This window comes from Actinomadura pelletieri DSM 43383 (genome assembly GCF_003634705.1).
Lineage (GTDB): Bacteria > Actinomycetota > Actinomycetes > Streptosporangiales > Streptosporangiaceae > Spirillospora > Spirillospora pelletieri.
In genome coordinates this window covers 586,430-605,431 of sequence record NZ_RBWU01000004.1, presented here as the reverse complement: position 1 = coordinate 605,431, position 19,002 = coordinate 586,430, and the positions used below count along the sequence as shown (strand labels likewise).

The 19,002-nt window shown below is 71.1% G+C and carries 23 protein-coding genes and 2 pseudogenes; 14 read left to right on the top strand and 11 right to left on the bottom strand.

The window, feature by feature from the left end; all coding sequences use genetic code 11:
• Positions 1-14: 14 nt before the first annotated feature.
• From BZB76_RS20810 to BZB76_RS20770, 9 genes are all read left to right on the top strand, one after another.
• Positions 15-335 (top strand): hypothetical protein, encoded by a 321-nt coding sequence (locus tag BZB76_RS20810; RefSeq protein ID WP_121436024.1) that lies wholly within the window; start codon positions 15-17, stop codon positions 333-335.
• Between the two features lie 175 nt (positions 336-510).
• On the top strand, positions 511-945 hold the full coding sequence (gene gvpJ / locus BZB76_RS20805; RefSeq protein ID WP_121436023.1) for a gas vesicle protein GvpJ: 435 nt from the start codon (positions 511-513) through the stop codon (positions 943-945).
• 2 nt (positions 946-947) lie between these two features.
• Positions 948-1,787, top strand: coding sequence for a GvpL/GvpF family gas vesicle protein (locus BZB76_RS20800; RefSeq protein ID WP_121436022.1), 840 nt, complete (start codon positions 948-950; stop codon positions 1,785-1,787).
• 5 nt (positions 1,788-1,792) lie between these two features.
• Positions 1,793-2,029: a gas vesicle protein GvpG gene (locus BZB76_RS20795; protein ID WP_121436021.1), complete on the top strand. Its 237-nt coding sequence runs from the start codon at positions 1,793-1,795 to the stop codon at positions 2,027-2,029.
• The gene (gvpO, locus tag BZB76_RS20790; RefSeq protein ID WP_121436020.1) at positions 2,026-2,286 is read left to right on the top strand and encodes a gas vesicle protein GvpO; all 261 of its coding nucleotides are present in this window, start codon (positions 2,026-2,028) and stop codon (positions 2,284-2,286) included. The genes BZB76_RS20795 and gvpO overlap by 4 nt, the downstream gene beginning before the upstream one ends.
• A gap of 6 nt (positions 2,287-2,292) precedes the next feature.
• Positions 2,293-2,736 (top strand): gas vesicle protein, encoded by a 444-nt coding sequence (locus BZB76_RS20785; protein ID WP_420534803.1) that lies wholly within the window; start codon positions 2,293-2,295, stop codon positions 2,734-2,736.
• Between the two features lie 2 nt (positions 2,737-2,738).
• Positions 2,739-3,602, top strand: a complete 864-nt coding sequence (locus BZB76_RS20780; RefSeq protein ID WP_121436019.1) for a GvpL/GvpF family gas vesicle protein — start codon at positions 2,739-2,741, stop codon at positions 3,600-3,602.
• Complete coding sequence (locus tag BZB76_RS20775) at positions 3,599-3,823, top strand: gas vesicle protein (protein WP_121436018.1); 225 nt, start codon at positions 3,599-3,601, stop codon at positions 3,821-3,823. Before BZB76_RS20780 ends, BZB76_RS20775 begins: the two co-directional genes overlap by 4 nt.
• Positions 3,820-4,203 carry a gas vesicle protein K gene (locus tag BZB76_RS20770; RefSeq protein WP_121436017.1) on the top strand — a complete coding sequence of 128 codons (384 nt, stop codon included), beginning with the start codon at positions 3,820-3,822 and terminating at the stop codon, positions 4,201-4,203. Before BZB76_RS20775 ends, BZB76_RS20770 begins: the two co-directional genes overlap by 4 nt.
• 134 nt (positions 4,204-4,337) lie before the next feature.
• Here the strand turns inward: BZB76_RS20770 and BZB76_RS35950 are convergent, their stop codons facing one another.
• Positions 4,338-4,763: a methyltransferase domain-containing protein gene (locus BZB76_RS35950; RefSeq protein WP_246007081.1), complete on the bottom strand. Its 426-nt coding sequence runs from the start codon at positions 4,761-4,763 to the stop codon at positions 4,338-4,340.
• Between the two features lie 47 nt (positions 4,764-4,810).
• Positions 4,811-5,191, bottom strand: a pseudogene (locus tag BZB76_RS36710) (class I SAM-dependent methyltransferase); the annotation flags it as partial.
• Between the two features lie 29 nt (positions 5,192-5,220).
• Between BZB76_RS36710 and pdxR the strand changes: the two are divergent.
• Positions 5,221-6,711 carry a MocR-like pyridoxine biosynthesis transcription factor PdxR gene (pdxR, locus tag BZB76_RS20760; protein WP_121436016.1) on the top strand — a complete coding sequence of 497 codons (1,491 nt, stop codon included), beginning with the start codon at positions 5,221-5,223 and terminating at the stop codon, positions 6,709-6,711.
• 207 nt (positions 6,712-6,918) lie between these two features.
• Here pdxR and cydC read toward each other — a convergent pair whose 3' ends face one another.
• The 5 genes from cydC to BZB76_RS20735 form a co-directional block, all read right to left on the bottom strand.
• On the bottom strand, positions 6,919-8,652 hold the full coding sequence (cydC, locus tag BZB76_RS35335) for a thiol reductant ABC exporter subunit CydC (protein WP_246007079.1): 1,734 nt from the start codon (positions 8,650-8,652) through the stop codon (positions 6,919-6,921).
• Between the two features lie 35 nt (positions 8,653-8,687).
• Positions 8,688-10,331, bottom strand: coding sequence for a thiol reductant ABC exporter subunit CydD (cydD, locus tag BZB76_RS35330; protein ID WP_121436263.1), 1,644 nt, complete (start codon positions 10,329-10,331; stop codon positions 8,688-8,690).
• Positions 10,332-10,375: 44 nt separating this feature from the next.
• Complete coding sequence (locus BZB76_RS20745) at positions 10,376-11,119, bottom strand: cytochrome d ubiquinol oxidase subunit II (protein ID WP_121436014.1); 744 nt, start codon at positions 11,117-11,119, stop codon at positions 10,376-10,378.
• Between the two features lie 49 nt (positions 11,120-11,168).
• Positions 11,169-12,422 (bottom strand): cytochrome ubiquinol oxidase subunit I, encoded by a 1,254-nt coding sequence (locus BZB76_RS20740; RefSeq protein ID WP_337959762.1) that lies wholly within the window; start codon positions 12,420-12,422, stop codon positions 11,169-11,171.
• A gap of 123 nt (positions 12,423-12,545) precedes the next feature.
• Positions 12,546-13,682: an MFS transporter gene (locus BZB76_RS20735; protein WP_246007078.1), complete on the bottom strand. Its 1,137-nt coding sequence runs from the start codon at positions 13,680-13,682 to the stop codon at positions 12,546-12,548.
• Positions 13,683-14,178: 496 nt separating this feature from the next.
• Here BZB76_RS20735 and BZB76_RS34270 point away from each other — a divergent pair, with 496 nt between their 5' ends.
• Positions 14,179-14,466, top strand: a complete 288-nt coding sequence (locus tag BZB76_RS34270; protein ID WP_147449485.1) for a hypothetical protein — start codon at positions 14,179-14,181, stop codon at positions 14,464-14,466.
• A gap of 115 nt (positions 14,467-14,581) precedes the next feature.
• Here the strand turns inward: BZB76_RS34270 and BZB76_RS34265 are convergent, their stop codons facing one another.
• On the bottom strand, positions 14,582-15,052 hold the full coding sequence (locus BZB76_RS34265) for a hypothetical protein (protein ID WP_147449484.1): 471 nt from the start codon (positions 15,050-15,052) through the stop codon (positions 14,582-14,584).
• A 163-nt stretch (positions 15,053-15,215) separates the two neighbouring features.
• Positions 15,216-15,461: a hypothetical protein gene (locus BZB76_RS20720; RefSeq protein ID WP_147449483.1), complete on the bottom strand. Its 246-nt coding sequence runs from the start codon at positions 15,459-15,461 to the stop codon at positions 15,216-15,218.
• Between the two features lie 283 nt (positions 15,462-15,744).
• Here BZB76_RS20720 and BZB76_RS20710 point away from each other — a divergent pair, with 283 nt between their 5' ends.
• Complete coding sequence (locus BZB76_RS20710) at positions 15,745-16,047, top strand: hypothetical protein (protein WP_121436009.1); 303 nt, start codon at positions 15,745-15,747, stop codon at positions 16,045-16,047.
• Here BZB76_RS20710 and BZB76_RS36705 read toward each other — a convergent pair.
• Positions 16,023-16,100 (bottom strand): annotated as a pseudogene (locus BZB76_RS36705) (DNA gyrase subunit A); the annotation flags it as partial. The gene BZB76_RS20710 and the pseudogene BZB76_RS36705 sit on opposite strands and share 25 nt — an antisense overlap.
• Before the next feature lie 192 nt (positions 16,101-16,292).
• On the opposite strand from BZB76_RS36705, the gene BZB76_RS20700 reads away from it, so the two are divergent.
• Together BZB76_RS20700 and BZB76_RS20695 are read left to right on the top strand one after the other, a co-directional pair.
• Complete coding sequence (locus BZB76_RS20700; RefSeq protein WP_147449482.1) at positions 16,293-16,853, top strand: hypothetical protein; 561 nt, start codon at positions 16,293-16,295, stop codon at positions 16,851-16,853.
• A gap of 13 nt (positions 16,854-16,866) precedes the next feature.
• A complete protein-coding gene (locus BZB76_RS20695; protein ID WP_121436007.1) occupies positions 16,867-17,394 on the top strand; it encodes a hypothetical protein in 528 nt (175 codons plus the stop codon).
• Positions 17,395-17,802: 408 nt separating this feature from the next.
• On the opposite strand, the gene BZB76_RS20690 is transcribed toward BZB76_RS20695, so the two are convergent.
• The gene (locus BZB76_RS20690) at positions 17,803-18,885 is read right to left on the bottom strand and encodes a GNAT family N-acetyltransferase (RefSeq protein WP_121436006.1); all 1,083 of its coding nucleotides are present in this window, start codon (positions 18,883-18,885) and stop codon (positions 17,803-17,805) included.
• Between the last annotated feature and the right edge of the window lie 117 nt (positions 18,886-19,002).

The window sequence follows — 19,002 nt, the reverse complement described above, 5'->3', positions numbered from 1 at the left end:
CGCGCCCGTGTCCGATGCGGGCGCTCGAGCGGTGGGAGCCGGAGGATGAGCAGGGTGAGCAGGGTGGGGACGGCGACTCCGGCGGTGAGCCGGGCGGTGTAGTCGCCGATGTGACCCGAGTGCGGAACGTGCGGGTGTCCGACGGCCCCCGCCCGGCCGTCCACCGCACCTCCCGACTCGTCACCGGCTTCGGTAGGGCCACCGCGGCGCGGCGGCGACCGCAGCAGACTTACGGCGCTCCCGACCCGATCGGCCTGTCCGCCTGGAGGGGCGAGTCGGGCATGGTCAGGGAACTCGCCGAGGCTCAGGGGCAGGGCGCGGCCGCCCTCGGCTGAGGGCGGGCATCGGTCCCGTGGGCCCGGTCGGTGGCGGCTTTTGGTCGTTCTGGGCGTGGGCGTGTGGCCTTGACGGTCGCGTGACCGAATTCCGACGACCCGTTTAGGCAGCTCGTGACGGGTACACCCGAGGTTGCTTCAACCCCAGACGAACACCCCCGATGAAGGAGTTGAGATGACTGGGCCTGTAGCCCAGCAGACTTCGGGCAGCAATTACGTCCAACGCGGCGGGTCGGGCAGCAGCCTGGCCGACGTGGTCGACCTGATCCTGGAGAAGGGTCTGGTCATCGACCTGTACGCGCGGGTGTCGCTGGTCGGCATCGAGATCCTGACGGTGGACGTGCGGATCGTGATCGCCAGCGTCGACACCTACCTGCGGTTCGCCGAGGCGGTGAACCGGCTCGACATCGCCCACGACGGCACCTCGCAGGGCCTGCCGCAGGTCCTGGACGGCATGCAGGAGTCGGGCGCCAAGAAGAAGACCAAGGGGGCGCTCGAAGGCGCCTCGGAACGGCTCAAGGAGACCTTCGGCGACTCCGGCGACGATGAGGACTCCGACAAGGAAGAGCAGTCCTCGCGGCGCCGGTCCCGGCGTAAGGAGGACGAGTGACGATGACGACCCCCACACCTGGATCCGCGTCGCAGCCCGCGTCGCAGCCCGCGTCGCAGTCCGCGGCGGAGTCCGGTGCGGCGTCGGCCGACGGGCACGGCCCGCAGTACGTGTACGGGGTGACGCGGTCGGGCGCGGCGCTCCCGGCCGATGTCACCGGTCTCGACGATCACCCGGTCAGGTTGGTGGACGGCGGTGGCGCGTGCGCCGCGATCGTCAGTGACCTGCCGGCGGATCGCGCGCTCGGTGAGCGCGCCGATCTGATCGCGCATCAGCGGGTGTTGAACGCGCTGGTGGAGGCCGGGACCGTGGTGCTGCCGTTCCGGTTCGGGTCGGCGCTGACCGACACCACCGCCGTGGAGAAGGAACTGCTGGCCGACAACATCGCCCGGTTCACCGAGGCGCTGGACCGGCTGGAGGGCCGGGTGGAGCTGCGGCTGAAGGCCACCTACGTCCAGGAGACGGTGCTCCGCGAGATCATGGAGGCCGAACCGGAGATCGCCGAGCTGGCGCGGCGGCTGCGGGAGGTGCCGCCCGACATCGCCGACGCGGTGTACTACGACCGGGTCCGGCTCGGTGAGCTGATCGCGCAGGCGGTGACGCGGCGCCGCGAGACCGACGGGCAGGTGCTGCTGGAGGCCGCGGCCCCGGCCGCCGAGGCGGTCTCGCCCAAGCCCCCGGTCCGGGAGGAGGACGTCCTGGACGCCTCGTTCCTGGTGGCCACCGACCGGCGCGCCGAGTTCGAGGAGGCCGTCGAGGAGTTGGGCCGCGCCCACGCCGACCGGGTCCGGCTCCGGCTGGTCGGGCCGCTGCCGCCCTACGACTTCGTCCCCGAGGTGTAGGGGCGATGGGGTTCTTCACCGGGTTGGTGACGCTGCCGCTGGCGCCCGTGCGCGGGGTGGTGTGGCTGGCGGAGACGCTGACCGAGCAGGCCGAGGCGCAACTGTACGACCCGGGGCGGATCGCCGCGGAGATGCAGGCGATCGCCGACCAGGCCGCCGCCGGTGAGATCACCGAGGAGGAGGCCGCCGCCCGGGAGGAGGAACTCATTGGGCGGTTGAACGAGGGCCGCGCCCGGCGATGATGTCCGCGTCCCGGGCCGCCGAACGGGCGGTCGAGCACGTCACCGCGATGACCGGTCGGCGCGCGGAGTCCGTGGTGGGAATGGAGCGCGCCGACGAGGGCGGCTGGCGCGTCACGGTGGAGGTCGTGGAGACCCACCGCATCCCCGACTCCGCCGACATCCTCGCGGTCTACGACACCGAGGTGGACGGCGACGGTGAGCTGGTCGCCTACCGTCGCGTCCGCCGCTACACCCGGGGACGGGTGGGGAGGGACTGAGACACCGTGAGTGATATCTCCTGGGCCGGTGGCCGGTCGGCCGCCCGGTCGATGCCCGGTGAGGGACAGCCGGCGAACCTGGCGGACCTGCTGGAACGCATCCTCGACAAGGGCATCGTGATCGTCGGGGACATCCGGGTGAACCTGCTGGACATCGAGCTGCTGACGATCAAACTGCGGCTGCTGGTGGCGTCGGTGGACCGGGCGAAGGAGATGGGCATCGACTGGTGGGAGCACGACCCGTCGCTGTCGTCCAAGGCCGGGCGCGCCGTATCCGGTGATGGCGCCGGCGACGGCGCCGGCGAGGGCGCCGCGGACCGGGAGTTGGTGGAGGAGAACCGGCGGCTCCGTGAGCGGCTGGCGGCGCTGGAGTCCGGCGCCGCCACCGCCGCGGAGCCCGCCGAGGACTCGGAGCGGCGACGGGTCGCGGAGCAGGGGAAGGAGCCCTGATCATGACCGGTACTTCGCAGGCGGGTGACCGGGCGGACGGCACCGCCGTCTACCTGTACGGGGTGACCCGCGGCCTGGACCCGACCGCGTTGCGCGACGCGCACGGGGTCGCGGGAGCGCGGGTCCGCGGTGTCGTCGCCGACGGCCTGACCGCGCTGGTCAGCACCGTGCGGCTGGCCGACTACGGGGAGGCGGCGCTGCGCGCCAACCTGGAGGACCTGGGATGGCTGGAGGCCACCGCCCGCGCCCACCACGACGTGGTGGACCGGGCCGCGCGGGCCGCGCCGACCGCGCCGGTCCGGATCGCGACGATCTACCGTGACGACGCGCGGGTCGCCGAGGTGCTGACGGCGCAGGGCGCGCGGTTCGGTGAGGTGCTGGACCGTGTCGAGGGCCGCGCCGAGTGGGGCGTGAAGGCCTACACCGTCCCCGAGCCGCCGCGCGCCGCCGCCGACACCGTCGACCGGCCCGCCGAGTCCGTCGCCGAATCCGTCCCCGGGCCCGGCGGTACGGGGGCGGGGGCGGCGTATCTCCAGCGTCGTCGGCGGGAGCGTCGCCGCCGCGAGGACGCCGGACGCGAGGCCGCCGCGCGGGCCGGTGACGTGCACGCCGAACTCGCCGATCACGCGGTGGCGTTCCGGCATCACCCGCCGCAGGATCCGCGCCTGTCGGGACGTCCCGGGGTCCAGATCCTCAACGCCGCCTACCTGCTGGACGAGGAGCAGACGGACGGTTTCCTGGCGGTGGCGCGGGCGGCGGGGGAGCGGCTGGCGGGCATCGAGGTGGAGGTGACGGGGCCGTGGCCGCCGTACTCCTTCATCGACACCGCCGACGCCACGCCCGCGCGGGAGCCGGAGGACCGGTGACCGCCGTCCTGCACCACGAGAACGGGACCGGCGCCCCGGCGGAGCGGATCGCGCTGGTCGACCTGCTGGACCGGCTGCTGGCCGGCGGTGTCGTCATCGTCGGCGACCTGGTGATCTCCATCGCGGGCGTCGACCTGGTGCAGGTGTCGCTGCGGGCGCTGATCACCACGGTCCGTGACGAGCTGCTCCCGGAGCAGGAAGGACAGGAGGACCCGCCATGACCCGACCCGACACCTCCGTGCACCCGCCCGACGTGCACCCGTCCGAGCAGCTGCCCGGGCAGGTGCCGGGGTCGTCGTCCCCGCATCCGTTCGAGCGTCCCGCGCCGACGTTGCGGCGGCTGCAGACCGACCCCGAGACGGTCGAGCGGGACCTGGTGAAGCTGGTGCTGACCCTGGTGGAGCTGATCCGGCAGTTGATGGAACGGCAGGCGCTGCGCCGCGCCGACGGCGGCGACCTGACCGACGAGCAGATCGAGGCGCTGGGGCTGGCGCTGATGCGGCTGGACGAGGCCATGACCCGGCTCAAGGACCATTTCGGTCTGGACGACCACGACCTCAACCTCGACCTGGGGCCGCTGGGCCCGTTGCTGCCGGACTGACCGCCCCAGCGGCCCCTCACGGCCCGTCCGGTACGCCGTTCACGCCGTTCTTGTGGAGCCGCGGCGAACCGGCGGCGCTGACTCCCGACGATCGCCCCACCGGCGACCCACCGGCCCGGGCGCATCGAGCGGGGTCAGGGGTCGGGGTTGACGGCGACGCCCTTGAAGAACGCGTAGTGGAACGTGCCGTCCGGTGCGGCGGCGCGGCGCAGGTCGGCGATGCCACGGTCCCAGTCGGTGGGCGTGGTCAACCCGGCGGCGACCGCGGCGTCGCGGACGGCCGCGACCATCGCGGTGAAGGTGTCCAGGGTGAATGCCCGCGCGAGCGCGGGCCGGGACCGGTCGGTGTACACCGTCCGGGGGGACACCTGGACCCGGTCGTATCCGGCGGACGCCAGCAGCGGCGCCAGCCGCCGCCCGATGAGCGGGTCGCCGCCCGCCGCGGCCTGCAACGCGACCAGGTGCGCGACGACCGCGCGGGCGTGCGTGCTGTCGGGGTGCAGGAACACCGACCCGTGGTCGCCTTCGATGACGGTGAGGGTGCCGCCGGGCCGCAGCACCCGTCGCAGGCCGCGAGCGCGGCCCGCGGGTCGGGGAGACGTTCCAGGACGAAGCACACGAACACGTGGTCGAACGCGGCGTCGGGGAACGGCAGGTCGTGCAGGTCGCCGTGCCGCCACCGCACCTGCGCCCCGGGGTGGGACGCCGCCACCCGCGCTCGGGCCTGCTCCAGGGACTCCCGGGACACGTCCACGGCCGTGAGGTGCGCGCCGGGGGAGCGGTCCAGCAGATGCGCCGTCTGCGCGCCGACACCGCAGCCGACCTCCAGGACCCGGCTCCCGGCCGGGTAGCGGGTCCCCTCGTGCAGCAGGTCGGCCAGGGCGTCGGCCTGGTCGCCCAGTCGCCGCGCCTCCCGACCCGAGTATCCGTGGACATATCCGCCGGGGGGTTCGGTTCCCCCGGCGGTGATCGTCGTCGCTGTTTCCATGCCTGCCACCGTGGCCGCACAATGGTCCGGTGAACAGGTCCAATCCGGATGGATCCGACAGGTCCGTATCGCGGGGGTCGGACTTCCTGCAACTCGACCCCGCCGACGCGCCGCCCGGCGGCCTGTCGGACTGGCTCGCCGGACGGCTCCGCGCCGCGATCGCCGACGGCCGCCTGCCCGTCGGCAGCCGCCTGCCCGCGACCCGTGTCCTCGCCGCCGACCTGCGCGTCTCACGCGGCGTCGTCACCGAGGCCTATCAGCGCCTGGTCGACGACGGTCACATCGCCGGCCGCGGCCGCGCCGGCACCACCGTCGTCGCCGCCCCCCTCACCGCCGGCACACCCACCCCTCCCACCGGTCCCATCGATCCCGCCGGGGCCGGGATGTCCTTCCCCGGCAGTCCCGGATCCGACGTGTTCGACGTCCTGCGCGGCGCGTCCGCCCGCATCGACCTGACCCCCGGCGTCCCCGACCTGTCGGCGTTCCCCCGCGCCGCCTGGCAACGCGCCGAACGCACCGTGCTGCGCGCCCTGCCCGCCTCCGCCCTCGGCTACGGCGACCCCCGCGGCGCCCCGCCCCTGCGCGCCGCCGCCGCCCACTGGCTCGCCCGCAACCGCGGCCTGCGCGCCGACCCCGACGGCATCGTCATCGTCGCGGGCACCGCCCAGGCCCTCGGCCTCATCGCCCGCGTCCTGGCCCGCGACGGCGTCGACACGGTCGCCGTCGAGGACCCCGGCTCCCTCGGCGTCCGCCAGCACCTGCGGCACTGGGGCATGCGCACCCCACCGGTCCCCGTCGACACCGACGGCGTCCGCGTCGACGCGCTGCGCGCCACCGCCGCGCCCGCCGTCCTGCTCACCCCCGCCCACCAGTTCCCGACCGGCGCCGTCCTCGGCGGACACCGCCGCCGCGACCTGATGGCCTGGGCCGCGGACGGCGGCCTGGTCATCGAGGACGACTACGACGCCGAACACCGCTACGACCGGCCCCCGGCCCCCGCGCTGCGGTCCCTGCTCACCGACCGCGTCTTCTACACCGGCAGCGTGTCGAAACTGCTGGCCCCGGCGCTGCGGACCGGTTGGCTGCTGCCCCCGCCCGCCCATCTGGACGCCATCGTGGACGAGAAACGCTTCGCCGACCTCGGCAACGCGGCACTGCCGCAGCTCGTCCTCGCCGAACTGATGGAGTCCGGCGAGATGGAACGGAACCTGCGGCTGGCGCGGCGCCGCCACCGCCGACGCCGCGACACCATGATCACCGCTATCGGCGCGCACCTGCCGGGGGCGGCCGTGCACGGCACCGCCGCCGGGCTGCACCTCACCGTCACCTTCACCGGCCGGTTCCGCGACACCGACCTCGCCGCGGCCGCCCTGAACCAGGGCGTCAAGGTCCACCCGCTGTCGTGGCACGCGCAGCGGCCGTGTCCGCCGGGACTGGTCCTCGGCTACGCCGCCGTGGCGGCCTCCGACATCACCGACGGAGTCGCCGCCCTCGGCCGGGCCCTCCGCGACCTGCACTGACCGGGCGCGAGAACACTCAAGGCGGCGCCGCGCAACCCCGCCGGGCCGCCCGTTCAGACCCGCACCTCCCCGCACACGACGCCAGCCCGAACCCGGGCGTCGCCGGGCGCTGCGGACCCGGGCGGCCCGGTGGCGGCGGCTCATCGCGGGCCGTGTGTCGCCGGGGCGGGCGCGACCACGAGTGCGGGCGGGCGAGGCGGGACGGGGTCACAGGGTGCCCGCGGCGAGGGTCTCGGCGTCCCACAGGTCCCGGTAGGCGCCCGGCACCGTCAGCAGGTCCTCGTGCCGGCCGCGTTGCACCACCCGGCCCCGGTCCAGGACCACCACCTCGTCGGCGGCGCCCAGTGCCGCGAGCCGATGTGTCACCAGCAGCAACGTCCCTCCGCCCGGCCGGGTCAGGAGTTCTTCGACCACCGCGTCCGCCAGTGCCGGGTCCAGTGCCTCGGTGGGCTCGTCCAGCACCAGGACCGGCGGGTCGGCGAGCAGCGCCCGTGCCAGCAGCAGCCGTTGCCGCTGCCCGCCCGACAGGCCCCGACCACCCGCGCCGACGACGGTGTCCCACCCGTCGGGCAGCGACTCCACGACCTCCAGGAAACGCGCCCGCCCCGCCGCCGCCCGCAACCGCTCCTCGTCCGCGTCGGGGCAGGCCAGGAGCAGGTTCGCCCGGACCGTCCCGGCGAACACGTGCGCGTCCTGCAGCAGCCCCCGCACCTCCCCGGGCCTGTCACGGTCCACCGTCCGGCCGCCGACCACCACCGCGCCCGCTTCGACGGCCACGTCACCGGCCACCGCCGCCAGCAGCGTGCTCTTCCCGGCGCCGCTCGCCCCGACCACCGCCACGCGCCGTCCCCGCTCCACCCGCAGGTCGACCCCGTCCAGCGCCCGACCCGCCCCGTAGGAGACGCGCACGCCGAGCAGTTCCACCTCCAACGGCCCACGCGACGCCCGCGCCGGCGCCGGCCCCGGGGCCGGGGGAGCGGCCAGTACCGCCTGGACCCGCCGCACCGACGGCCACACCTCCCGCAGCCGCCGCGCCGCCGCGGCCAGCGGCGACACCGACTCCACCGCCACCAGCGCCGTCAACGCCAGTACCGCCGCGTCCACCTCGTCCACCCCCGCGCCGGCCCGCGACGCCGCCCACAGCACCACCGCGACCGTGGCGCCCTGCACCACGTGACCGGCCGCGGTCACCAGCGCCGACACCCGCGCCGCCGACCGCTCGGCCCGCTCCAGCCGCCGTGCCGCGTCCCCGGCCCGTGCCGCGAACCGCTCCGACGCGCCGAACATCGCCAGGTCCGCCGCGCCCTCCACCACGTCCAGGGCCCGCACCGCCAGCGCCCGCCGTCCCGCGGCCACCCGCGCCGCCGCCCGGCCGCCCGCCGTGGCCGCCGCCACCGGCACCACCACGCCCGCCACCAGCAGGCCGCCCGCCAGGACCACCGCCGCGGGCGCCCACACCAGCCCGCACACCACCACACCCGCGGCGCCGCACGCCACCGCCGCGACCGCAGGCAGCGCGCACCGCAGCAGCACGTCCTGGACGGCCTCGACGTCCGACACCATCCGGGTCAACGCGTCACCGTCCCGCACCCCCGACCGGCCCCCCGACCGGCCCCCCGACCGGGACGCGGGCGGGGGCGAGGACGGGGGCGGCGCGGCCGCCAGCGCGTCGAACACCCGGCCCCGCAGCTCCGCCAGCGCACGCAACGCCGCGTCGTGCCCGGCCAGCCGCTCCACATACCGCAGCGATCCCTTCGCCAACGCCAGACCCCGCACGGCCGCGATCGCCACCGACAGCGCCGCCAGTTCCGGTTGCTGCGCGGCCCGCGCGATCAGCCATGCGGCCGCCGCGACCAGCCCCAACCCGCACAGCTCCGCCGCCGCCCCGGCCAGCCCCGCGGCCACCAGTCGCCACGCGTGCGGTCGCACCGCACCCCACACGCCCCCGCTCCCGCCTCCACTTCTGTCGCCGCGCCTCACGCCGCCGCCCCCCGCACGTCACCGGCGACCCGGCCGCCCTCCACCCGCACCACCCGGTCCGCGACGCCCACCAACGCGGGACGATGCGCCACCAACACCGCCGTCCGCCCCGCGAGCAACCGCGCCGCGCCCTCCACCAGCGCCCGCTCGCTGCGCAGGTCCAGCCGCGCCGTCGGCTCGTCCCACAGCATCACCGAACCCCCCGACAGCCACGCGCGCGCCACCGCCAGCCGCTGCCGCTGGCCCGCCGACAACCCGGCGCCGCCCTCACCGAGCACCGTCGCGTACCCGTCCGGCAGGTCCTCGACGAACTCCGCCGCGGTCGCCGCCCGCGCCGCCTCCACCACCCGCGCGTCGTCGGCGTCGGGGTCACCGAGCCGGACGTTGTCGGCCACCGACCCCGCGAACAGGTGCGGACGCTGCGGCACCCAGCCCACCCGCGCCCGCCACGCCCGCGGGTCCAGCTCCGCCACGTCCACCCCGTCCACCAGCACCCGACCCGAGTCGGGGACGACCAGCCCGGCCAGCACCAGCAGCAGCGTCGACTTCCCGGCGCCCGACGGGCCCGTGACCGCGACACGCTCACCCGCCGCCACCCGCAACGACACCTTCTCCAGCGCCGGCTCCCTCGCCCCCGGATACCGCACGGTCACCTCACGCAACTCCAGCTCCGGAGCGCCCGGCGCCGGCGTCCGCAGCACCGGCCGCGCACCCGCCGGGCGCGCCTCCGACGCCTCCGATGTCTCCGGCGTCTCCAGAGCCGTGAACGCCTCCTCCGCGGCGGCCACGCCCTCGGCGCTCGCATGGAACCTCTGGCCCAGCGCCCGCAACGGCAGATACGCCTCCGGCGTCAACACCAGCACCAGCAACCCCGCCGACAGCACCATCTCCCCGGCCAACAACCGCAACCCCACCGGAACCGCCACCAACGCCACCGACAACGCGCACACCAACTCCAACACCAGCGACGACAGGAACGCCACCCGCAACGCCCGCACGCTCGCCCGGCGGTGCCCGTCCGCCAACTCCCGCACCACCAGCGACTGATGCCCGGCCCGCCCGAACGACCGCAACGTCCCCAACCCCGCCAGCACGTCCCGGAAATGCCCGCCGAGCCGCCGCAACAGCCCCCACTGCCGTCCCGTCAACGCCGCCGTCCGCATCCCCACCAACGCCCCGAACACCGGCACCAACGGCACCGTCGCCAACACCACCACCGCCGACGCCCGGTCCACCGTCACCAGCCGCGCCCACACGATCACCGGGACCGCGCACGCCGCGAGCAACTGCGGCACATACCCCGTGAAGAACGGGTCCACCGCGTCCAACCCCCGCGTCAACAACGTCACCCGCGCCCCCGCGTCACCCGCCGGACGCCCCGTCAACGCCACCCGCAGCCCCCGCTTCACGCCCGCGGCCATCCGACCCGCGACCACCCCCACCACCCACGCCAGCACCGCCCGCGCCGCCACCGCACCCGCCAGCCACGGCAACGGACCCGCGTCCAGCCCCACCACCGCCCGCACCAGCAACTCCGCCTGCGCCACCACCAGCGCACCCTGCGCCGCCGCCGAAACCCCCAACGCCACCAGCACCCACCGCGGCGCACACCGCAGCAACCGCCGCTCCACAGCCTTCACCACGACCCCCTCACGACCCCGTCACCTGGACCCCGGCCCGCCCGCTACAGGTACGAGGGCGACTCCACACGCCCCCGGAACGTCCACCACACCAACGCCTGCGACGCCACCAGCAACGGCAACACCGCCGCCGTCGTCACCGCCGTCATCGTCAACCCCGCGCCCTCGGCCACCACCCGCGACCACGACACCTCCGCACCGGCCACCACCGGCAACGACGCCATCACCAACACCGACAACCCGTACCGGGACGGGATCCGCGCCGCCCGTCCCGCCAGCCCCACCGGCAACCGCCACCGCGCGAACCCCGCACCGTGCCACACGAACAGCACCACCAGCGGCACCCCGACCACAGTCCCGACGCCCAGCCCGCCACCGAACAGCAACGACCCCAGCACCGCCCCCCACGCCACGGCCAACGCCCAACTTCCCGCCACCACCGCCGCATCGCACCCATCGCGCCACGCCACCGCGTCGACACGTCCCCGCGACCACAGGCCCATGTCCCGCACGACCCACCCGATCAGCAGCACCACGAACAGCGGATACAGCTCCTCCAGCAGCTCGTGTTCAAGGCCCGGGAACGCTCCCGCGACCAGCCCCGCCGACGCCACCAGCCACACCTCGTTCCCGAGGAAGAACGGCGCGAACGACGCGATCACCAACCGCCGCTCCCGCTGATCCCGACCCAGCCAGGGCAGCAACATCCCCACCCCGATGTCCGCACCCGCCAACGCCAGATACGCGCCGGAGAACACCGCCAGCAACATCACCGCGAGAACATCCATCACCAGACTCCTGTCGAAGCGTCGTGAACCAGGTCGAGGAACGGGGGCTTCAGAACGTCGGACTCATCTCCGGCGACACCGGCTCCGGCGGGGGAGAGGCACCCAACTGCGCCCCCTCGGGACCCCGCCGCGCGAACCGCGCCAACAACCACGCGTTCACCCCGAACAGCACCGCGAACAACACGGTGAACACCACGAACGACGCCGCCATCGCCCCCGAACCCACCCCCGGCGACAACGCGTCCCGCGTCTTCACCACCCCGTACACCATCCACGGCTGCCGACCCACCTCACGGAACACCCACCCCGACACCATCGCCACATACGGCACCGGCACCGCCGCGATCATCACCACATGGAAGACCCGCCCCCGAACCAACCACCCCCCGAACGGCAACTTCACCAAAGCCGCCACCGCCACCAACACCATCAAAAACCACATCGCCACCATCAACCCCAGAGCGACCTGCGCCAACCGCGGCGGCATGTACCCATCCGGCCCGAACCGCGCCGTGAAGTCCGCCACCGCGACCGCCGCACCGTCCCCGCCACCCCGCTTCGTCGGCTGGACGTACCGGAACTGCGTCCCCCCGAAAACCACGACCGGAACCACCGACACCACCACCGCCACCAACCCGACCCGCATCGACCGCCGGAAGAACTCCACCTCCGCCGTCCGCCGCAACAAATGAAAACCACTCACCCCCGCCATGAAGAACCCCGCCGTCAACAACCCCCCGAACAACACATGGAAAAACGCCAACACCGCCGTCGGATTCATCAACAACGCACCCACATCCGTCAACCGCGCCACACCGTCCACCATCTCGTAGCCCACCGGACGCTGCAGCCACCCATTCGCCACCAACACAAAATAAGCCGACAAATACGCCGTCAACGTCACCACCCAGATCAACACCAAATGCACCCACCGATTCAACCGATCCCACCCGAAAATCCACAACCCCAGAAACGTCGACTCCACAAAGAAAGCCACAATCGTCTCCAACGCCAACGGCGCCCCGAACACACTCCCCGTCACCCGCGACATCCCCGACCAGTTCAACCCGATCTGAAACTCCATCACCAAACCCGTCACAATCCCCACCGCATAATTCACCACATACAACTGCCCCCAGAACCGCGTCATCCGCGCATCCACCGCACGACCCGACACCACCGCACGCGTCTGAGTCAACGCCACCAACGTCGCCAACCCCAACGTCAACGCCACGAACAAGAAATGCGTGGCCGCCGTCAACGCGAACTGCGCCCGCGCCAACCCCAACGAATCCACACCCATCACCACACACCCCAAAAATCGACCTGCCGACAACCCCACGATCCTCCGCCCGCACACCCCACCACCGGATCAGGCGCAAGCCGTCAACCACCCTGCACCTTTCGCGTACCACCACCCCACGCCCTACATCCCCCGATGTACGCGACCCCGCCGCCCCACCACCCCCAACACCACCGCCACCACCACATACGGCACCGCAGCCACCCCCACCAACACCCCCGCACCCGCCCACCGCGACCCCAACGCATAACCCACATACACCAACAACGCCACCACCTCCGCCCCAAACCCGGCCACCGACGTCACCGTCGCCCGCGCCCCATCACCGATCCGCTCCTGCAACCGCGCATCCGCCGCCGCCATCGCCCAACGGAACACCCCGAACGCCGCCCCCACCAGCACCATCCCACCCGCACTCCCACTCAACGCCCCCACCGCCAACAACACCCCACCCACCCCCAACACCGGCGCCAACCACCGCACCCCACGCCCCGCCACCCACCCCCCAACCGCATCACCCACCGTCACCACCAACACCAGCAACGGCACCACCGCCACCGCCACACCCGTCGACCGCGCCAACAACGGCACATACTCATCCAACGACGTCACCCCCTCCACCACCATCACCAACACCAAAGCCCACCGCACCGACGGCCCCCCACGCACCTGCGCCCACCCCGCACGCACCACCGACCCCAACGACGGCTCCTCCCCACCACCACCGCCACCCCGCGACTCCGGCAACAACCACCCCGCCACCGCACACAACCCGCACACCACCACACTCGCCACACCCAAAGCCCGATACCCACCCGCAGCCAACACCGGCGACGCCAACGCCGACGCCACCACCACACCCACCAACGACATCGCCTCCGACCGCCCGATCAACCGCGCATACGACCCCGCCGCCCCCACCCGCTCCAACTCCTCGTACACCAACGCCTGCATCGTCCCCGAACGCAACGCCGACCCCGCACCCCACAACACAAAACCCACGGCGAACACCGCATACGAAGGAAAGAACGACCACAACCCGAAGCCCACACCCGCCAACAGGGGAGAGGCCACCAACAACAACCGGCGCGAGAACACGTCCGCCCACACACCGGACGGCACCTCAAGCATGAACGTCGTGACCGACCAGATCACGAACAACGACGAGATCGCCGCAGGAGACAACCCCGTGTCCGCGAACAGCAACGCGTACACCGGGTACAGAAGAATGAAATCCTCGAGGAACGCGTAGGCGTACAACCTACGCGCGAGCCTCGCCTCACCTGAGGATCAATGTCGCCACGTCACACCCCGCACCCTAACCCCACACCCCGACCCCACGCATCCCTTAAAACCGGCGGATCCGCCGCCGGGGGAGCGCACCCAAACAGCGCTAACAGCCCCGCCCGACCAACAACCCCCGCAACAAGCCCAACCGCCGGACCAACCATCCCCGCGCCGACGCACTCCGCGCGACTGAACAGGCCCGCCCGAAGCACACGCCACCGAACGGGCCGCCCAGAAGAACACCGGGCGGACGATCCAGGGCCTGGAGGAGACCGCCACCAACTCCGCGCCGAACACCCCCCACCTACCCGGATCACCTTTCCCGGCTCCCACGCGTGACCCAGCGACTCCACCGAACAGCCCACCGGTCAATCACTCAGCGTAACCACTTGTCTCCCTATGTTGTGGCCCAACGAGCCAACACCTCCGACCTCAGGGCCGCATCGAACATGAAGGACAAGTTCTCACCATGAGCAGACAGCTGGACGAGACGGACCGACGATCCCGCGGGACGTCCGACGCACGGATCATCCTGGGGGAGCGGCACCGGGTCCACGCGCAACTCCACCGCCAAAAGCCCCACGAGCACCGCCTCGAACTCCTCCAGCACACGAACGAACCGCAGACCTTGGCTGCAAGGCCGCCGACGTCGGTCTGGCCACCCACCTCGACCTGCACCATCCCGCAGGAGCGACTAAGCGGTAGGGACGCTCCCGGCGGCCAGCAGCGCAGGACGGACGCGGGTTGGGGCGACTGACACCGGCAACCGTCACTGCCACCGACACACCCGCCCGAGCCCGGGAGAGGGCCTCAGCGAGCCCTACCGGTGACCTCTGAGACTCACTCCGGCCGGTAATCCCGTGAACCGTGAATCAATCCCAGTAGTTGAAGAAGAGCTCGCCGACGGTCTCCGGCATCCAGTAGGCAATCTGGCTGTGCTCCGCAGAGTCCAACGACGAGAGATCGACAGAGGAAACAGGCGTCTCCAACTCGTCGACGGTGAGAAGACGGAACGTGTCCATCGACATCGTCGCGTTCCGGAGGGCCTCGTCCTCAACGAAGTTGAGCGAGCACTCACCGGCCGCGGGGACCTCCGCGATCGCGGTGACGGGCAGTTGCAGATGTCCCAAAAGCGCCAGTCGCCCATCACCTCGAAGAATCACAGCCGTATAGAAGTTAGGCGTCACCCCGGGCGGAGTTATCGTGAGCACCCGGCCGCCTGAACGTCGCGCTGCCTCGTGACAATAGGTCGCGAAACCACGACTATCGGTCTGAGGAAGCGCATCAGACTTCTCACTCCAGAAGCCCGTCGCCCCGCGCGGCAACCGCCACTTGCTGGTCATGGCCGTTCCTCTCGTCGACTAGAGACCGACCCATGCTGCTTCAACTGAGAACCGCCGATCAGACTGACCGGTGATCCTCACTAGTCTGCAGCTGTGCTGGTCATGCGTTCTCTGATCGTGTCGGCGTAGGCAGCCCACGGGGTGGCAGTGTCACCGGCGTGCTTTAAATGACCTGCGGGCTGTAACCGAGCATAGTGGCAGCGATGGGGGCGGGAAGGGCGGCGCCGGCTCGGGTGCCGGCGAACGGCCACACATTGCGGCCGGCGGAGCCGGTGCGGAGGTTTGGTTTGTTCGCCAAGTGCTTGCGGACGAGTGCCGCGAAGGGGCCGGGGACAGGGGCCCGGTCGTCTCCGAGCTTGATGAACAAGCCGTCGGCGGTGTCGACGACCGCGTTGAACTCGAGCCTCACGACCCGGATCATCGGTCGGGCACAGAGCAGGACGAGAGCGACGACGACCCGATAGGGGAGGAGCTCGACTGGCTCGTGAGGACGAGCCGGAGCCACTCCAAGCGGTGATCTGGGAGAGGAGCGGCTGGCTTGGCGACGTCGACCTCGTCGTGCGCACCGGTGCCGAGCATCGTGATGATCGCCTGCACTTCGTTATTCTCCAGGTTCGCGTACAGGACGCGACGGCGCGCGGCTTCAAGCCGTCGCGGACCTCGGGCAGCGCCCCGCCGAGTCGCCCCCGACGATGTACAGCTCCGACTCGCTGGGATCGGGGGACTGGCAGTCCGACAGCTCGCCGGGGCAACGGTGCCTCCCTCGGGCGCGGAGCGGCAGACATCCCCGGCAGACGTCCGGCCGGACGGGTCAGCGCCTCGGCATCGTCCTCAAGCGCGACGCGGTCGCCAAGATCGTCCTGAACAACCTGGACAAGCACACGCAGCTCCAGGAGACGTTCGGCGCGAACAGGCTCGCGCTGGTCGACGGGCGCTCCGCACGCTGTGTCGTTCCCGTCGACCACCGCTATGCCAGCCCGACCAGCGCGTCGTAGAAGGCGGTGTCGCCGTGCGGGTGGTAGTTCCTCATGGCGTCGCCGACGACGCGGTCGGACCTCTTCTACTTAACATAATGTGCATTATCGACCATTATCGACCAACCCTAGGACCGCCTGAAAGAGGCGCTGACGCGCGCGTTCTCACCCGCGACGCACCGGCCGTGTGACGAACTCGGTGAAACCGAACCCGCGGCGCGGGAGTCTCACCGCCGTCCCTTGATCCACACATCCGAAAGGTGATCGTGAGCGAGCACCTCGACCAGGTCTTCGGTCAGCTCGTCAACCGCAGCTGGCAGCGGTTCAACGAAGAACTTCACACCCGCCAGATGGACGACCTGCTCGTCGGAGCCGTCATCACCGCGGCGGTCGCCCAGGGCAACGCCCTCATCGACCTGAACTCCGACAGCAACCACCACTACCTGCGCTTCCAGCACCGCGAGCACAAACACCGCCTGATGTTCCAGCTGACCCACCTGTCCGGCACCGTCACCGCGGCCAAGATCCTGGGCCAGCACGCGGCCGTGACCATGGCCTACGGCGAGTACGTCCAGGACGCGCGAACGGTGTGGCAGGCACTGAAGTCCGAGGTGAAAAGCGGCTTCCTCGACGTCGGCGAACCCGGGGTGTTCACCGTCGACGCCGACCTCGGCACCGGCTACGTCTACGTCCAGGTCCCGTTGCTGCTGGACCTGGACCAGTACTTCGCCGACCAGTACACGGTGAAGTACCCGGTGCTGCAGGAGCACATCGCCGCCGTCAGCCAGGCCTGTGCGAAGTACCTGCACGGCCGTATCGCCGCCTGAACCGGAGACCGCCATGCTTTCGATGATCAACAAGTTCAAGAACAACGCCGAGGCGCGGGAGAGCAAGGACGAGGCGCTCATCGGCGAGATGGTGTTCACGATGGCGCATCTGGGATGCCCGGTGATCGGGATCCAGTCCGGCGGCGGCCTGCAGTACGTGCGGTTCAAGCCGGTCGGCGACCCGGTCCTGTACAGCTTCACGATCGTGTTGGACCGTAAGACCGGTGACGGTGTGCTGCAGCAGGCGGTGCTGGGCAGCAAGGCGATGCTGACGTTCGTGGCCGAGGTCAAGAACCACATCGCCGACCCCGACGACCTGGTCGCCATGTTCCGCACGGACATGGCGAACATGCTGCGCAGTCCCTGGTTCGGTGACATCAAGCTCGACCACCAGCTCAACTCGATCACCGCGACGAAGAAGCAGCTGATCGACATCGACGACTATGCCGACGCGGACGGTCCGGACCGTGACCGGCTTCGGCAGTTGCTGCAGAGCTCGATGCGCGAGCTGCGCGAGAAGGTCGCGCCGTACAAGAAGTGACCGCGAGGTCGGGGTGGCGGTGCGCGTGAGCCGCGCCGCCACCTCCCCTGCGGCGTCCGGTTCCGCGTTTTAGATCCCAAACCAGACAGAAGCCAAATTCTGTATGGTGTAAAGAGTTGGCTTCTCCGTCGGTCACACCAATGTTCGTGACGAACCCGCGACGAAGCTCCGGCGCAGTCCGTGAACCGCGCGACCGATTCGGCAACGCCCCTCGAATGTCCCCCGCGGCCTCTCCCCTACCTTCGGGCGCTTTTCTGGCGACTTCTCTGTATGTGCGTGATCACTGTGTGTTGATGGACGGTCCATTCCTCCCCCGGAGGCGTGAACCCCGCTCCCCCATCGCGATCATCTGATGATTCGAGTTCGAGGCCTTGGGTGGTGAGCCGGCCCGGAGGAAATCACCGGTTCTCAGGCTCTCAATTGGTGCGTTGGTGCTTCCACGAGCAGACGTTGCCGCAGAAGGTGGTAGCCGACCGCGCGGTTCACGGCGAGCATCGGTGCGTTCTGCTGGTTGACCGTTACCCTGACCGACTCGACCCTTGGGAACAGCTCATGCAGGCGCAGAGTCTGTCGGGCCTTCATCCAGCGGGCGAGCCCGCCGCGCCGTTGTCCGGGCAGTACCGCGGTGTCGTGTTGCTCGGCCACTGTGGTTTCGCCGCATCCGACCGTGGTGACCGTGGCACCGACGATGTCGCCTGATGGTGAGTGAACCGCTGCGGTGACAAGCAGGTGCCGCCCGCCCATTTCTGCCTCCCACGCACGGACCGCCGTGGTGTCCCAGGGTCTGGTGGCCATCTGCAGTTCGGCGCCGGGGGCGTCCAGGACATGGCCCATCACCCGTCCGAACGAGGCCGCCGATTCCTCGGGCGCCGGGCCCTGCCAGGTGACCAGCCGGTGGTCGGGGTGCGCTGCCGTCGCCAGCTCATGGCAGCGCCGCAGCGTGTTCTGTTCGAGTCGTTGCTCGTGCAGTTCCAGTCGCAGCACCACCCGCCATCGGCCGACGAACGGCTCTCCAGGTGGTCCCGACAGTACGGTCGCCTGGATCCGTTCCACGTCCGCGTCGGCTGCGACTTGGGCGAGCAATCTGGTTCCCACTCCCCTTCGTCGTGCCGGTGGTGTGACGAACAGGCGGAGGTATCCGGTTGCGGGATCGTGCTGCTGCGCCTGCAACTCTGCGACGCCACAGGGCGTTCCGGCCTGGCGGGCGAGCCATCGTTGTGTCCGGTTCTCGGGTTCCAGGCGTATTCGTTCGGCCAGTGCGTCGGAGTCGGTGACGTCGCCGGATAGTTCCGCCTGTCCTTCGGTGAATATGGCGCACCAGGCGTCGAGGTCCTGTTTCTTGGAGGTTCTTGGCTCGAGCGCCTCGATCTTTAACAATTCCGCGTGCCTCCTCTGTGGGTTTGTGGGGCCGTTGTTTCGTCGCCGCCGGGCTCGGATTGGTCGGCTTGACTCGGTGCCGGATTTCGACGATATCCTCGGGCGGTTGATCATGTTTCCGAGTGCCTGGGGCTACGGTAGGTCGGGTGGTTGGTCGCTTTGGTTCCAGTTCTGTACGGCGGTGACGATGGCGTTTTCGGCTTGGTCGAGTTGTTCCAGTAATTGCCTGCT